At 65.1% G+C, this 15,431-nt stretch carries 8 protein-coding genes and 3 rRNA genes; 10 read left to right on the plus strand and 1 reads right to left on the minus strand.

Annotated features, from left to right (window positions below; translation table 11 throughout):
* Positions 1 to 207: 207 nt before the first annotated feature.
* The 5 genes from ACSF8R_RS10460 (at position 208) to ACSF8R_RS10480 (ending at position 7,839) form a co-directional block, all read left to right on the plus strand.
* Positions 208 to 1,731: ribosomal RNA gene (locus ACSF8R_RS10460) — 16S ribosomal RNA — on the plus strand.
* A gap of 382 nt (positions 1,732 to 2,113) precedes the next feature.
* Positions 2,114 to 5,217, plus strand: a 23S ribosomal RNA gene (locus tag ACSF8R_RS10465).
* 102 nt (positions 5,218 to 5,319) lie between these two features.
* Positions 5,320 to 5,436, plus strand: a 5S ribosomal RNA gene (rrf, locus tag ACSF8R_RS10470).
* Together the 16S, 23S and 5S rRNA genes form the textbook arrangement of a ribosomal RNA operon.
* A gap of 70 nt (positions 5,437 to 5,506) precedes the next feature.
* On the plus strand, positions 5,507 to 6,805 hold the full coding sequence (locus ACSF8R_RS10475) for a primosomal protein (RefSeq protein ID WP_434811821.1): 1,299 nt from the start codon (positions 5,507 to 5,509) through the stop codon (positions 6,803 to 6,805).
* The gene (locus ACSF8R_RS10480) at positions 6,805 to 7,839 is read left to right on the plus strand and encodes an HAD-IIA family hydrolase (RefSeq protein ID WP_434811822.1); all 1,035 of its coding nucleotides are present in this window, start codon (positions 6,805 to 6,807) and stop codon (positions 7,837 to 7,839) included. Before ACSF8R_RS10475 ends, ACSF8R_RS10480 begins: the two co-directional genes overlap by 1 nt.
* Before the next feature lie 62 nt (positions 7,840 to 7,901).
* Here ACSF8R_RS10480 and ACSF8R_RS10485 read toward each other — a convergent pair whose 3' ends face one another.
* Positions 7,902 to 8,915, minus strand: coding sequence for a peptidoglycan-binding protein (locus ACSF8R_RS10485; protein ID WP_434811823.1), 1,014 nt, complete (start codon positions 8,913 to 8,915; stop codon positions 7,902 to 7,904).
* A 104-nt stretch (positions 8,916 to 9,019) separates the two neighbouring features.
* On the opposite strand from ACSF8R_RS10485, the gene ACSF8R_RS10490 reads away from it, so the two are divergent.
* From ACSF8R_RS10490 to ACSF8R_RS10510, 5 genes are read left to right on the plus strand one after another with little or no spacing between them, the layout of a single operon-like run.
* Positions 9,020 to 9,178 carry a hypothetical protein gene (locus ACSF8R_RS10490; RefSeq protein WP_434811824.1) on the plus strand — a complete coding sequence of 53 codons (159 nt, stop codon included), beginning with the start codon at positions 9,020 to 9,022 and terminating at the stop codon, positions 9,176 to 9,178.
* Complete coding sequence (locus ACSF8R_RS10495; RefSeq protein ID WP_434811825.1) at positions 9,175 to 9,984, plus strand: TlyA family RNA methyltransferase; 810 nt, start codon at positions 9,175 to 9,177, stop codon at positions 9,982 to 9,984. Before ACSF8R_RS10490 ends, ACSF8R_RS10495 begins: the two co-directional genes overlap by 4 nt.
* Positions 9,984 to 10,916, plus strand: coding sequence for an NAD kinase (locus ACSF8R_RS10500; protein WP_434811826.1), 933 nt, complete (start codon positions 9,984 to 9,986; stop codon positions 10,914 to 10,916). Before ACSF8R_RS10495 ends, ACSF8R_RS10500 begins: the two co-directional genes overlap by 1 nt.
* Positions 10,913 to 12,604 carry a DNA repair protein RecN gene (gene recN, locus ACSF8R_RS10505; RefSeq protein WP_434811827.1) on the plus strand — a complete coding sequence of 564 codons (1,692 nt, stop codon included), beginning with the start codon at positions 10,913 to 10,915 and terminating at the stop codon, positions 12,602 to 12,604. Before ACSF8R_RS10500 ends, recN begins: the two co-directional genes overlap by 4 nt.
* The gene (locus ACSF8R_RS10510) at positions 12,601 to 15,393 is read left to right on the plus strand and encodes a DUF2207 domain-containing protein (RefSeq protein ID WP_434811828.1); all 2,793 of its coding nucleotides are present in this window, start codon (positions 12,601 to 12,603) and stop codon (positions 15,391 to 15,393) included. The genes recN and ACSF8R_RS10510 overlap by 4 nt, the downstream gene beginning before the upstream one ends.
* Positions 15,394 to 15,431: the final 38 nt, after the last annotated feature.

Here is a 15,431-nt window from a genome sequence, read left to right on the forward strand (position 1 = left end):
AACGGCAGGAGCATCCGATCCTTGAGAACTCAACAGCGTGCACTTGTCAAATGCCAAAAAACCTCGATTCAGCTTCGGCTGAATGAGATTCCTTTGGATCAAAGACCGGCACTTCGGTGCCGGCAACGGATAGTCAGCAATGACATCCCTTTGGTCAGATCAAACTCGTCGCAGTGACCCTATTCCGGTCGCTGTCGACAACATTTCTTTACGGAGAGTTTGATCCTGGCTCAGGATGAACGCTGGCGGCGTGCTTAACACATGCAAGTCGAACGGTGAAGCAGGAGCTTGCTCCTGTGGATCAGTGGCGAACGGGTGAGTAACACGTGAGCAACCTGCCCCGGACTCTGGGATAAGCGCTGGAAACGGCGTCTAATACCGGATACGAGCTGCGAAGGCATCTTCAGCAGCTGGAAAGAACTTCGGTCTGGGATGGGCTCGCGGCCTATCAGCTAGTTGGTGAGGTAACGGCTCACCAAGGCGTCGACGGGTAGCCGGCCTGAGAGGGTGACCGGCCACACTGGGACTGAGACACGGCCCAGACTCCTACGGGAGGCAGCAGTGGGGAATATTGCACAATGGGCGAAAGCCTGATGCAGCAACGCCGCGTGAGGGATGACGGCCTTCGGGTTGTAAACCTCTTTTAGCAGGGAAGAAGCGAAAGTGACGGTACCTGCAGAAAAAGCGCCGGCTAACTACGTGCCAGCAGCCGCGGTAATACGTAGGGCGCAAGCGTTATCCGGAATTATTGGGCGTAAAGAGCTCGTAGGCGGTCTGTCGCGTCTGCTGTGAAAACCCGAGGCTCAACCTCGGGCCTGCAGTGGGTACGGGCAGACTAGAGTGCGGTAGGGGAGATTGGAATTCCTGGTGTAGCGGTGGAATGCGCAGATATCAGGAGGAACACCGATGGCGAAGGCAGATCTCTGGGCCGTAACTGACGCTGAGGAGCGAAAGGGTGGGGAGCAAACAGGCTTAGATACCCTGGTAGTCCACCCCGTAAACGTTGGGAACTAGTTGTGGGGTCCATTCCACGGATTCCGTGACGTAGCTAACGCATTAAGTTCCCCGCCTGGGGAGTACGGCCGCAAGGCTAAAACTCAAAGGAATTGACGGGGACCCGCACAAGCGGCGGAGCATGCGGATTAATTCGATGCAACGCGAAGAACCTTACCAAGGCTTGACATATACGAGAACGGGCCAGAAATGGTCAACTCTTTGGACACTCGTAAACAGGTGGTGCATGGTTGTCGTCAGCTCGTGTCGTGAGATGTTGGGTTAAGTCCCGCAACGAGCGCAACCCTCGTTCTATGTTGCCAGCACGTAATGGTGGGAACTCATGGGATACTGCCGGGGTCAACTCGGAGGAAGGTGGGGATGACGTCAAATCATCATGCCCCTTATGTCTTGGGCTTCACGCATGCTACAATGGCCGGTACAAAGGGCTGCAATACCGCAAGGTGGAGCGAATCCCAAAAAGCCGGTCCCAGTTCGGATTGAGGTCTGCAACTCGACCTCATGAAGTCGGAGTCGCTAGTAATCGCAGATCAGCAACGCTGCGGTGAATACGTTCCCGGGTCTTGTACACACCGCCCGTCAAGTCATGAAAGTCGGTAACACCTGAAGCCGGTGGCCCAACCCTTGTGGAGGGAGCCGTCGAAGGTGGGATCGGTAATTAGGACTAAGTCGTAACAAGGTAGCCGTACCGGAAGGTGCGGCTGGATCACCTCCTTTCTAAGGAGCATCTGGCACCCACGGGTGTCCAGGCGCCGGATCGAGACGAACGTTCTCGCCGGTTAGCTCATGGGTGGAACATTTGACGAGGTGCCGGAGGGTGAACCTCGAACTCAGTACGCTGCTTGCAGCTGGAACAGTTCGGAGCGAGCCGACCGGCACATGCACGCTGTTGGGTCCTGAGGGACCGGATGAGCTCTTCGGAGCCAACCAACCTCAGGACCTTTTCTGACGCCGGCAGCGCCGGCAGCGGAGAAGGTACCGCCCGTACTTTGAGAACTACACAGTGGACGCGAGCATCTTCGAGACGACTTCGGTCGTCTCGTATAGATGATCTTAAAGATCATTAGTCAATTTCAATTGACGATTCAAACTCATGTGATTTCAAGTCTTTAAGAGCAAACGGTGGATGCCTTGGCATCTGGAGCCGAAGAAGGACGTAGCAATCTGCGATAAGCCTCGGGGAGTGGATAAGCACACTTTGATCCGAGGATCTCCGAATGGGGAAACCCCGCTGGGCGGCGTGCCGACCCAGTGACTCCCGCCTGAATATATAGGGCGGGTAGAGGGAACGTGGGGAAGTGAAACATCTCAGTACCCACAGGAAGAGAAAGCAACCGCGATTCCGTTAGTAGTGGCGAGCGAAACCGGAACAGGCTAAACCGAGTACGTGTGATATCCGGCAGGAGTTGCGTATTCGGGGTTGTGGGACTTTTCAGGCTGTTCTGCCGAACAGCCGGCGTTACAAGAAGGTATAGACGAACCGCATTGAAAGGCGGGTCATAGAGGGTGCCAACCCCGTAGTCGAAATGCCTCCCTTGGCGCGAAGAGTATCCCAAGTAGCACGGGGCCCGAGAAATCCCGTGTGAATCTGTCAGGACCACCTGATAAGCCTAAATACTCCCAGATGACCGATAGCGGACAAGTACCGTGAGGGAAAGGTGAAAAGTACCCCGGGAGGGGAGTGAAATAGTACCTGAAACCGTTTGCTTACAAACCGTTGGAGCAGCCCTAGCAGCTGTGACAGCGTGCCTTTTGAAGAATGAGCCTGCGAGTTAGCGATACGTGGCGAGGTTAACCCGAGAGGGGTAGCCGTAGCGAAAGCGAGTCTGAATAGGGCGATTCAGTCGCGTGTCCTAGACCCGAAGCGAAGTGATCTATCCATGGCCAGGCTGAAGCGACGGTAAGACGTCGTGGAGGGCCGAACCCACTTAGGTTGAAAACTGAGGGGATGAGCTGTGGATAGGGGTGAAAGGCCAATCAAACTTCGTGATAGCTGGTTCTCTCCGAAATGCATTTAGGTGCAGCGTTGCGTGTTTCTTGCCGGAGGTAGAGCTACTGGATGGCCGATGGGCCTCACCAGGTTACTGACGTCAGCCAAACTCCGAATGCCGGTAAGTGAGAGCGCAGCAGTGAGACTGTGGGGGATAAGCTTCATAGTCGAGAGGGAAACAACCCAGACCACCAACTAAGGTCCCAAAGCGCGTGCTAAGTGGGAAAGGATGTGGAGTTGCTGTGACAACCAGGAGGTTGGCTTAGAAGCAGCCACCCTTGAAAGAGTGCGTAATAGCTCACTGGTCAAGTGATTCCGCGCCGACAATGTAACGGGGCTCAAGCACGCCACCGAAGTTGTGGCATTGACATTATTGGTAGGCCTTCGTGGTCCAGCCGTGTTGATGGGTAGGAGAGCGTCGTGTGGCGAGTGAAGCGGCGGTGTAAACCAGCCGTGGACGCTACACGAGTGAGAATGCAGGCATGAGTAGCGAAAGACGTGTGAGAAACACGTCCTCCGAAAGACCAAGGGTTCCAGGGTCAAGCTAATCTTCCCTGGGTAAGTCGGGACCTAAGGCGAGGCCGACAGGCGTAGTCGATGGACAACGGGTTGATATTCCCGTACCGGCGAAGAACCGCCCAAGCTAATCCAGTGGTGCTAAGAGTCCTAGCTCGGAATGTACGGATCCCTTCGGGGTGATGACGTCCGTGTGAACGCTCGACCCCATGCTGGTGCGGCTAGCGTATTAACAGGTGTGACGCAGGAAGGTAGCCCAACCCGGGCGATGGTTGTCCCGGGGCAAGTGCGTAGGCCGAGCGATAGGCAAATCCGTCGCTCTTATGGCTGAGACACGATGCGGATAAAAAGTGGGTGATCCTATGCTGCCGAGAAAAGCATCGACGCGAGGTTCTAGCTGCCCGTACCCCAAACCGACTCAGGTGGTCAGGTAGAGAATACCAAGGAGATCGAGAGAATCGTGGTTAAGGAACTCGGCAAAATGCCCCCGTAACTTCGGGAGAAGGGGGGCCTTCGACGTATTAGGACTTGCTCCGAAAGCGTTTGGAGGCCGCAGAGACTAGTGGGTAGCGACTGTTTATTAAAAACACAGGTCCGTGCCAAGTCGCAAGACGATGTATACGGACTGACGCCTGCCCGGTGCTGGAAGGTTAAGAGGACGGGTTAGCGCAAGCGAAGCTCAGAATTTAAGCCCCAGTAAACGGCGGTGGTAACTATAACCATCCTAAGGTAGCGAAATTCCTTGTCGGGTAAGTTCCGACCTGCACGAATGGCGTAACGACTTCCCAACTGTCTCAACCGCGAACTCGGCGAAATTGCACTACGAGTAAAGATGCTCGTTACGCGCAGCAGGACGGAAAGACCCCGTGACCTTTACTACAGCTTGGTATTGGTGTTCGGTGTGGCTTGTGTAGGATAGGTGGGAGACTTTGAAGCGGTGACGCCAGTTACCGTGGAGTCATTGTTGAAATACCACTCTGGTCACTCTGGATATCTAACTTCGAACCGTAATCCGGTTCAGGGACAGTGCCTGGTGGGTAGTTTAACTGGGGCGGTTGCCTCCCAAAAAGTAACGGAGGCGCCCAAAGGTTCCCTCAACCTGGTTGGCAATCAGGTGGCGAGTGTAAGTGCACAAGGGAGCTTGACTGTGAGACTGACAGGTCGAGCAGGGACGAAAGTCGGGACTAGTGATCCGGCAGTGGCTTGTGGAAGCGCTGTCGCTCAACGGATAAAAGGTACCTCGGGGATAACAGGCTGATCTTGCCCAAGAGTCCATATCGACGGCATGGTTTGGCACCTCGATGTCGGCTCGTCGCATCCTGGGGCTGGAGTAGGTCCCAAGGGTTGGGCTGTTCGCCCATTAAAGCGGTACGCGAGCTGGGTTTAGAACGTCGTGAGACAGTTCGGTCCCTATCCGCTGCGCGCGTAGGAAATTTGAGAGGATCTGACCCTAGTACGAGAGGACCGGGTTGGACGAACCTCTGGTGTGCCAGTTGTTCTGCCAAGAGCACCGCTGGTTAGCTACGTTCGGGATGGATAACCGCTGAAAGCATCTAAGCGGGAAGCCGGCCTCAAGATGAGATTTCCATGCCTTCGGGCGAGAGGCTCCCAGCCAGACTACTGGGTTGATAGGCCGGATGTGGAAGCGCGGTAACGCGTGAAGCTGACCGGTACTAATAAGCCGATGACTTGATAACACCTTCGTTTTGAACGATGCTTGCGTCCACTGAGTGGTTCTCGATGTACGGTCGAGAACCGCATGACTCGATGAGTTATGCAGACTGAAACATCAATAGTGTTTCGGCGGCCATAGCGTGAGGGAAACGCCCGGTTACATTCCGAACCCGGAAGCTAAGCCTCACAGCGCCGATGGTACTGCAGGGGGGACCCTGTGGGAGAGTAGGACACCGCCGGACTTCTTTCGTGAAATGGCCGCCCAGTGCTGGGTGGCCATTTCTCGTTAACGCGCCCTGAAAGGAAGACGCGATGACCGAAGAAGAGCGCCCCGAGAAGGGCCGCAAGCCGCGCTTCAGCGCGGCCGATTCCGGATCCCGCCGAGACACACGAGGTGCCGGCGCATCCCGCGGGGGCGCGCGCGGCTCCGACAGCGGTGCGCAGCGCCGTTCCTTCGGCGATCGCGACCGAAAGCCGTACGGAGATCGCGAGAAGCGGCCGTTCGAGCGCCGTGACGATCGATCGACCGGCGAGCGGAAGCCCAACCGGGATCGCGACCGGAAGCCGTACGGGGACCGGGAACGCAAGCCTTCCGGTGATCGGGACCGGAAGCCCTACGGCGACCGTGAGAAGAAGCCGTTCGAGCGTCGTGACGCGAAGCCCTACCGCGACCGCGATCGGAAGCCCTACGGCGACCGCGATCGGAAGCCCTACGGCGACCGCGATCGGAAGCCCTACGGCGACCGCGATCGGAAGCGATATGGTGCCCGCGACGGGGATCGCCGCAACTCGCGTCCGCCGCAGTCGGCTGAACGGCGCGCCGCGCAGGGGCCGGAGATTCCCGAGGAGATCACCGCTCGTGATCTTCCGGGTGCTGCCCGTAACGAGCTGAAGACGCTGTCCAAGGAGAACGCGGAGCAGGTCGCTCGGCATCTCGCAATGGCCGCGCGCCTCATCGACGACGATCCCGACCTCGCGCACCAGCACGCGCTTGCGGCCTCGCGTCGGGCCGGCCGCGTTGCTGTCGTGCGCGAGACCGTCGGCATCACGGCATACGCGACCGGTGACTATGCGCTCGCGCTCCGTGAGCTGCGCACCTACCGGCGCATCTCGGGCAGCGACGAACAGATCGCCCTCATCGTCGACAGCGAACGCGGCGTCGGCCGCGCGGACCGCGCGCTCGAAGAAGGGCGTGGTGTCGATCGCAGCGCCTTGCCGGTGCAGGTCCGCGTCGAGCTCGCGATCGCCATGTCGGGCGCTCGCCTCGATCTCGGCCAGCCCGATCGCGCGCTCGGTGAGCTCGACATCCCCGAACTCGACCCCGACCGTGCCTTCTCGTGGAGTTCTGCCCTGTTCGCAGCACGCGCCGCGGTGCTCGAAGAGCTCGGCCGTGACGACGAAGCTGCACAGTGGCGCCGTCGCGCCGAGATCGCAGACGAAGCGATCGGCAGCACGGAAGCCGACCGCGAACTGCTCGAGATCGAAGAGATCGAAGAACTCGAGCTCGAAGACGACTCGGAATTCGAAGCCACAGACGCGGAGTCGGCCGACGCAGTCGAGGCGGCAGCCGACGCGGTGGCGTCGCAACCTCGCGAAGGGGAAGAGGCCTGATGCCGCTGTTCGGCAAGCGGCGCCCGACGCCGCTCGATGGGGTCGACGCCGTCCTGGCGGACCTCGACGGTGTCGTGTACGCAGGACCCGGACCGCTGCCGTACGCGATCGACAGCCTGAACGATGCCGGCCGGACGCGTCGTCTCGGCTACATCACCAATAACGCATCCCGTCGTGACGCCGTCGTCGCCGAGCATCTGCGCGACCTCGGGCTGACTGCCACCCGTCCGGAGGATGTCGTCACGAGCCCGCAAGCGGCGATGCGGCTTCTTGCCGAGCGGGTCGCGCCGGGAGTGACGGTACTGATCGTCGGCGGGGACGGACTCGTGTTCGAGGCGGAGAAGGCCGGATATCGCGTCACCCGCAGTGCCGAGGACGCGCCTGCCGCCGTCGTGCAGGGCTTCGCCCCCGAGATCGGGTGGGCGGAACTCGCTGAAGCCGCCTACGCCCTCGCCCTGCCGGAAGAAGAGGGCGGCATCCCCTGGATCGCAACCAACACCGACTGGACGATCCCGCAGGCGCGCGGCATCGCACCCGGCAACGGCACGCTCGTCTCCGCCGTGCACACGGCGGTCGGGCGTCTCGCGACGGTCGCAGGCAAGCCCGAGACACCGATCTTCGCCGAAGCGGTCGCCCGGTTCGGCGCGCAGCGTCCACTGTTCCTCGGTGACCGGCTCGACACCGACATCGCAGGTGCGCAGGCAGCCGGCATCGACTCCGCACTCGTCCTCACCGGCATCGATCGACCCAAACACGTGCTTGCCGCTCCGCCGACGTCGCGACCGACCTACATCCTCGGCGATCTGCGCGAACTGCACGAGCCCTATCCAGAGGTCGTCACGGCCGGCGACACAACGACCGTCGGATCCGCCGCCGTCCGAATCGACGGCGCGGATGTGCGCATCGTCTCGGAAGGGGCACGCCCCATCGACCTCGTCCGTGCGGGTGCCGCAGCGATCTGGTCGACGGGTCGGGCGATCTACGGGTTCCGTGTGCCCGAGCGGCTCTACGCGGATCCGTTCCACCGTCCCTGACGAAACGACATGGCGAAGGGCCACGAGCGATCACCGCCCGTGGCCCTTCGCGTTTTGCATCGTCAGTCGACGAGCGATCCCCAGGTCTTCGCGCCGACGATGCCGTCTGCGGTGAGGCCCTTCGCCTTCTGGTAGGCGACGACAGCCGCCTTCGTGCCGGCGCCGAACACGCCGTCGACCGCCACCGAGTGTCCTGCCGCGCGCAGTTCCACCTGCAGGGCGCGCACCGCTGCGCCATGCGAACCCGAACGCACGGTCGGCAGCAGCGCCGGCCACGTCTTCGCGCCGGCGATGCCGTCAGCGGTCAGTCCGCGCGACTTCTGGAAGGCGACCAGTGCCGCCTTCGTCTTCGCGCCGAACGCACCATCGACGGTCAGGCTGTATCCGCGTGCCTGCAGGCCGTACTGCAGCGTCTTGACGGCCGCGCTGTTGCCGCTTCCCGCCTTCACCGTCGGGAACGCGGTCTCGGTCGGCGTCGGGGTCGTCGGCACCGGCGAGCCGGTGAGCTTCTGGTAGTACGTGCCGATCGCGCTCTTGGCGCCCACGTACTCGAAGTGCATCGTGTCGGGCTTGGAGTAGTGGCCGCCCCAGTAGAAGCCCGCGTTCATCCACATCTTCACGACCTTGGGCGGGATCGTGCTGCGGAACGTGTAGCTGTGCGGGTTCTCGTTCCAGTTGATGTCGACGGCGCGGCCGTACGCGTGGTTCGAGGGGGTCGTCGTGCCCGAGATGTAGCGGCAGTTGTATCCGCCTGTGCTCGCGGCGTGCATCGTGTAGCCCATCTGCTTCGTGCGCTTGAGCAGCTCCTTCACGAGCGCGGCGAGTTCGGTGCGCACCGTGACGCGAACGCCGCCCGCCTCCATGGTCGTGGTCGCCACGTTGCAGCGGGGGCCGGGCTTGGTGACCTCGGCGGCGTCGTTGAAGCCGGCGGGGTGCGCGCGGTACGTCATGACCGCTGCGGGGTAGTCGCTCTTCGCGTAGTTCGCCGCGGTCGCCGACGACGGTGTCAGCGTGACGGCGAGGGTGACGGCCGCCGCGACGGCGAGCATCTTTCGGACGGGGGTACGTGTCTTCATGGGGGGAGTCCTCCGATTCTGATCGTGGGCGCCCTCACCGTACGCACGGCGCCGAGCCCGCGTGAATGGGCAGAACTGCCCACCGCCCGCGTATCGTGGGAGCCATGGCGATGGATGAGGCCGATGCGCGTCGCGAGGATCTGCTCTCAGCGCTCGAAGTGATCGAGGAGCAGCCGCTCGCGGAGCGCGCCGCGGCGTACGCGAATCTGCACGACGACCTCGCCCGACGCCTCGAGTCGGGGCCTCGCGACCCCGCCGCATGACCGGGCGACTTGACGCGGTCATCGCCGCGCGCGGGCTGGCCCGTTCGCGTACCCATGCCGCACAGCTCGTACAGGACGGTCACGTCCGGGTCGACGGGGTCGGTGTCGTCAAGCCATCGGCGCGCGTCGCAGATGACGCGCAGATCGAGGTCACGCTGCCCGATCACTACGTCAGCCGTGCCGCCCACAAGCTCATCGCCGCGCTCGACGCGTTCGCCGTCGACCCGACGGGGCGGCCCGCGCTCGATATGGGTGCATCGACCGGCGGCTTCACGCAGGTGCTCCGCGAACGCGGTGCCCCGGTCGTCGTCGCCGTCGACGTCGGTCACGGTCAACTCGCCGAATCCGTGGCGGCGGATGCCGGTGTGCGCGCCGTCGAAGGCTTCAACGTGCGCAACATGACGTCGCAGTCACTGCGGACGGCATCAGGTGTCGAAGCGGACTTCACGGTGATCACCGGCGACCTCTCGTTCATCTCGCTCACCCACGTGCTGCCGGCCGTCGCCGACGTGGCGGCGCACGGTGCCGACATCGTGCTGCTCATCAAGCCCCAGTTCGAGGTCGGTCGTACCGGTGTGCGCGAAGGGCTCGTGACCGACCCTGTGCGCCGGGCCGATGCGGTCGCCGGCGTGCTGTGGGCGGCGTGGGATGCCGGCCTCGGGGTGCACGGACTCATCGCGTCGCCGATCGTCGGCACCCACGGCAACGCGGAGTACCTGGTGCATCTGCGCCCCCGGGGCGCCGATGTCGCCGAGGGCAATCCGACACAATGGTTGAGCATCGCGAACGAACTGGCGGGAGCCTGATGACGAACGTCCCTCACACCGTCCTGGTGGTCGCGCACGCGCAGCGCGAGGACACCGTCGCGGCCGCCCGTCGCGTGATCGCCGCGCTGCAGGCTGCCGACGCACGTGCCGTGCTGCCCGGCGACGATGCCGACCTCGCGGCGGCGCTGAGTGAATTGCGTGGTGTCGGCAGACTCGGCGACGACGCCCAGGTCGACGAGATCGACCTGGCCATCGTCTTGGGAGGCGACGGCACGATCCTTCGCGCGGCGGAACTCGTCCGAGACGGGCGCGCACCGGTGCTCGGCATCAACATGGGGCATGTCGGCTTTCTCGCCGAAATCGAAGCGGACGTGCTCGACGAGGCGATCCGGCGGGTGATCGCGCACGAGTACGACGTCGAAGAGCGCATGGCACTGTCGGTGCGCGTGAAGGATGCCGCGGGCGACGTCGTGTACGAGACGTGGGCGCTGAACGAAGCCACCGTCGAGAAGGCGTCGCGCGAGCGCATGCTCGAAGTCGTCATGGAGATCGACGGCCGCCCGCTGTCGAGCTTCGGCTGCGACGGCGTGGTCGTGTCGACCCCGACCGGGTCGACCGCCTACAGTTTCTCAGGCGGGGGCCCCGTGATCTGGCCGAGCGTCGAGGCGATCGCGGTCGTCCCGCTCGCAGCACACGCACTGTTCGCCCGCCCGCTCGTGATCGGCCCCGACGCATCCGTCGCGATCGAGGTGCTCACCCGCACCGACGGCTCCGGCATCCTGTGGTGCGACGGGCGCCGCTCACACGACCTGCCGCGCGGTGCGCGTGTCGTCGTGCGACGCTCCGAAGCGCCGGTGCGGCTGGCGCGCCTGCATCCCGCCGTGTTCACCGACCGGCTCGTCGCGAAGTTCCGTCTGCCGGTCGACGGGTGGCGCGGACCCGCGGCGCCGAGCGGGCCGGGAGCGGCATGATCGAACAGATCGACCTGCGCGATCTGGGGGTCATCTCGCAGGCGACCCTGCCGATCGGCCCCGGATTCACCGCCATCACCGGCGAGACCGGCGCCGGAAAGACGATGGTCGTGACCGGTCTCGGGCTGCTGCTAGGACAGCGCGCGGACTCGGGCGCCGTGCGCTCCGGGGCCGAGCAGGCGTCGGTCTCGGGCGTCTGGCTCGTCGATGACGACGGCGCGGTCGCCGAACGGGTTCGCGACGCCGGTGGCGAGGTCGAGCCGATCGGCGGCGGCCGCGCGGAGCTCTACCTCGGCCGGTCCCTGTCGGCGGAAGGCCGCAGCCGAGCCACGGTTGGCGGGCGGACGGCGCCCGCCGGGGTGCTCGCGGATCTCGCCGACCAACTCGTCGTCGTGCACGGGCAAGCCGATCAGTTGCGCCTGCGGTCGGCGGCTGCGCAGCGCGACGCGCTCGACCGGTTCGGCGGCACCGCAGTGGCTGAGGCGCGCGCCGTCTACGTGGAGGCGTTCGAGACCTGGCGGCGCGTCGCCGGCGAACTCGAGACACTCGTCGCCGAACGCGACGAACGCGCGCAGGAGGCGGAACGCCTGCGAGAGGCGTTGGCGGCGATCGAGCAGGTCGATCCGCAACCCGGCGAAGACGCCGAGTTGACGCGCCGCGCCGAACGGCTGGCCAACGCGGAGGAGCTGCGGATCGCTGCAGCCACCGCGCACGAAGCCCTCTCCGGCGAGGACGACCGCACCGATGTCACGGCGCTCCTGGCGGAGGCGCGCCGTGCGCTGGAGCGGACGGCGAGCGACGAGCAGCTCGCCGCGTTCGCCACGGTGCTCGAAGAGATCGGGTACCGCGTCGCAGACGTCGCCGCCGAGCTCAGCGGATATCTCGCAGACCTCGATGAGGGCGGGCCGCACGAACTGGCGGCCGTCGAGGATCGGCGCGCGCAGCTGAACGGGCTCGTGCGCGCGCATGGGAGCGTCGACGCCGCGATCGACATGCTGCAGACGGGTTCGGCGCGGCTGGTCGAACTCGACGACGACGGAGACCGCCTCGAGCGGCTCCGCGTCGAAGTCGATACCGCCGCGCGCGCACTGGATGCCGCGGCCGCGACGCTCACGGCGACTCGGTCCGAAGCTGCCGGGCGGCTCGCCGAAGCCGTGACCGCCGAACTGCACGAGCTCGCCCTTCCCGATGCCCGCCTCGTCGTCGCCGTGGAGCCTGCCCCGCAGACGACCGCAGGCCGCGACGAGGTGACGCTGCTCCTTGCTCCCCACCCCGGAGCCCAGCCGCGTTCGGTGGCCAAGGGTGCATCGGGTGGTGAACTCAGTCGCGTGATGCTGGCGATCGAGGTCGTCATCGCCGGCGTCGACCCGGTGCCGACGTTCGTCTTCGACGAAGTGGATGCCGGGATCGGGGGAGCAGCGGCCATCGAGGTCGGTCGGAGGCTGGCGCGCCTCGCCGATCGCAGCCAGGTCATCGCCGTCACCCATCTCGCGCAGGTCGCGGCGTTCGCGAACAACCACTTGACCGTCGTCAAGTCGAGCGACGGATCGGTCACGGCATCCAGCGTTCGGTCCCTCGAGGGTGCCGACCGCGAGGCGGAGATGGCCAGGCTGCTGTCGGGCATGACGGATTCGGAGGCGGCGCTCGTCCACGCCCGCGAACTGATCGAGCTGGGCGAGAAGGCGTGACTGGCGGCGGTACGCCTGACGGGGCGGCATCCCTCGACCGCCCGGCCGGTTCGGTGCCGATGCCGCCGACGAGGCAGACGCCGGTGTACCGGTGGTTGTCGGCGATGCTGCGCAGGCTCGAGATGTGGTTGCGCTCGCGCGGCGGGACGGGCCTTCGGCGTACGATCCAGGTGTTCTGGGCCGTGCTCGCAGGGATCGGCGTGCTGCTGCTGGTCGGCCCCGTCATCAACGAGCCGCTCAGCTTCGAGGACATCACCTCGTCGGCAGACGACGCGACCGAGACGTGGATCGCCCGATCCTTCGACGCCGACTACACCCTGGAGCGAAACGCGGACGGGCGTCTCGAGGCGACGGTCGTCGAAACCATCGAGGTGCTGTTCACCGACGAGACGTCGGAGTCGACGGTGGAGCGCGTCATCGCCACCCAGTACGAGGGGCACGACCTCGCGCTCGAGCTGACCGCGGCGAGCCTCGACGGTGAGCAGGTCGAAGCCGACGTGCGGCGCGGGCCGACGCAGACGACGATCGTCATCGATGCGGGGGAGCAACTCACTGGCGACCACCGGGTTTCGCTGCGGTACACGCTGCACGACGTCGCCTACGTCGGCGCGGATCGCTCATCGCAGCGTCCGCAGCAGATCCTGCAATGGGACGTGTTCGGGCCGGACTGGTCGCACGCGGTGGCAGAGACGGCCGTGCGCATCACGGTGCCGCAAGAGCTGGCGGCCTCGTACGACCGGCAGCCGAGCGGCGGGGTCGCGTGGCTGCTGCTGAGTGATTCGACGACGCTGACCGTCGACGAGGCCACCGACGACGCGGTCGTCTACACCCTCGACAACGACCAGAACCTGCCGCCGCACGCCTCCTTCTGGTTCACCTTCCGCTTCGCACCCGACACGTTCACGATGCCGCCGCCGTCGTTCGTGTTCTGGGTGCAGGTGATCGGTCCGTTCGTGCCGCTGGCCCTGCTCGCGATCTCGCTGCTGCTCTCGGTGGCGGCGCGTCGTGTGGCGTGGGCGGACGCCCGCGGTCGTGAGTGGTTCGTGCCCGAGAGTGCACCGAGAGAAGAGGGCACCCCACCGCTGGATGCGCGCCTGGCACGCGCCGTGCGCGTCGCACCCCTCGTCGATGCCCTCACCGCGTATCGAACGCATCGAGACGCCCGCCGTACCCGCGCCCTCGTGCGCGCCGCGCGGCGGACCGGCCGCCTCGGCGACCTCCCCGCGGCGTGGAGCCGATACCTCGGTGCGCCGGCGTGGCGTGAGCAGTTCGCGCTCGGTCTGCGCCGCGTCCCCAAGGGGTTCGTCCGCGACGCGTTCCTCGGCGGCACGATCGCGTGGACCCTCGTGCAGTGGGGGCTCGTGCGCCAGCTGTCGCATCAGGTGGTGCTCTCGGAATACTGGTGGCCGCTCGCCGTCGTCGCGGTGACGACGCTGCTCGCTGTCGCCGTCTTGGCGGTGACGCTGTCGGCGAGGCCCCTGACCCGCGCCGGGGCGCTCGCCGCCGAGCACCTGCGCGGTCAGCGGCTCCATCTGTCGCAAACCCTCGCCGCGGAACGGATCACGGCGAAGGACCGCGACCTGCCGTACGTGCTCATGTTCCAGCCGCCGCGCCAGGCGCGCAGGCTCATGCTGCGGCTGCTCGATCAGGCCGGGGTCACCGAGAAGGTGTTCGCCGACCCCGACTTCGTGACCGGCGGACGCCTCGCGGTCCGTGTCGGGGCGGTGCTGCTCGCCGCCGCACTCATCGTCGTCGCCTTCACGGTGCCGGCATCGACGCGCCATGACCCCGATCACTTCGAGATCCTCGATGACGTCGAAGGAGACTACGGCGTCTACGTGTCGGACGTCGACATCGACGCGACGCTGCGGACCGCCGCCGACGGGCGGGCCCAGCTCGACGTCGTCGAGACGCTGACGGCGGACGTCGACTCGAACCTGCGAGCGATACCGCAGATCACCCGGGTGTGGCGCGACCGCGTCGACGGCCACGACATGCAGCTGACGGTCACGGGCATGACCGTGGACGGCGCCGAGGTTCCGTTCGATCAGGATCGGCTCAAGGGATACGCGTTCGCACAATCACGCGTCTTCGACGAATGGCCGGGGGAGCACACCCTCACGGTGTCGTACACGCTCGCCGACGCGGCCGCCGCCGCCCAGGTCGACGGCCAGTGGCGCGACCAGGTGCGGTGGACGGCCCTGCTGCCGTGGTGGACGACGACGTGGGAGGGCGTCGATCACGAACCGGAGCACCTGCGCGTCGCGCTCGCCGTCGAAGACGGCCTCGACCAGCAGCTCATCGGAGCGAGCGGGTGGATCGACGATCTGCCGCATCGACCGGAACGGCCGGTCGTGCCGTTCGAGGACCCGCAGCATCCCACCCTCGATGCCGTCCCGGACGATGAGGACTGGCCGTCGGCATCGGCGTACGTCGGCACGCAGTTGCAGTTCGCTGCGGGCACGTTCGCCGGGCCTTCGCAGCAGGAGTGGCTCGGCGCCGCGGCGGTGGCGTCGCTGCCGATCGTGCTGCCGGTCGGAGCGGCCGTGATCTCGCTGCTGTGTGCGCTCGCGGCGTGGACTGCGGGCAGGCGACTTCGTGGCGTCGCCCGCGACCTCGTGCGGTGGCTGCCGCCGCTGCTCGCGGTCGCGCAGTTCCCGTTGCTCGGGTGGACGACCGGCGACATGTACGACGACGACCCGGTGCTGCCGGTCGCGCTCCTGTCGGCAGGGCTCACCGTCGCGGCAGCCGTCGTGGTGCTGATCAAGACGCGCCGCCGCGGCCGGTGACGACGCGCCCGGGGCATCCTCACAGCCGAGGGGGCGAA

This window comes from Microbacterium sp. bgisy189 (assembly GCF_965345345.1).
Classification (GTDB): domain Bacteria; phylum Actinomycetota; class Actinomycetes; order Actinomycetales; family Microbacteriaceae; genus Microbacterium.

Bases quoted from the DNA above. Each gene is read 5' to 3' on its own strand.
- ACSF8R_RS10485 (WP_434811823.1), bottom strand. From the start codon at position 8,915: ATGAAGACACGTACCCCCGTCCGAAAGATGCTCGCCGTCGCGGCGGCC.
- ACSF8R_RS10490 (WP_434811824.1), top strand. From the start codon at position 9,020: ATGGCGATGGATGAGGCCGATGCGCGTCGCGAGGATCTGCTCTCAGCG.
- ACSF8R_RS10500 (WP_434811826.1), top strand. From the start codon at position 9,984: ATGACGAACGTCCCTCACACCGTCCTGGTGGTCGCGCACGCGCAGCGC.
- ACSF8R_RS10495 (WP_434811825.1), top strand. From the start codon at position 9,175: ATGACCGGGCGACTTGACGCGGTCATCGCCGCGCGCGGGCTGGCCCGT.
- recN (WP_434811827.1), top strand. From the start codon at position 10,913: ATGATCGAACAGATCGACCTGCGCGATCTGGGGGTCATCTCGCAGGCG.
- ACSF8R_RS10475 (WP_434811821.1), top strand. From the start codon at position 5,507: ATGACCGAAGAAGAGCGCCCCGAGAAGGGCCGCAAGCCGCGCTTCAGC.
- ACSF8R_RS10480 (WP_434811822.1), top strand. From the start codon at position 6,805: ATGCCGCTGTTCGGCAAGCGGCGCCCGACGCCGCTCGATGGGGTCGAC.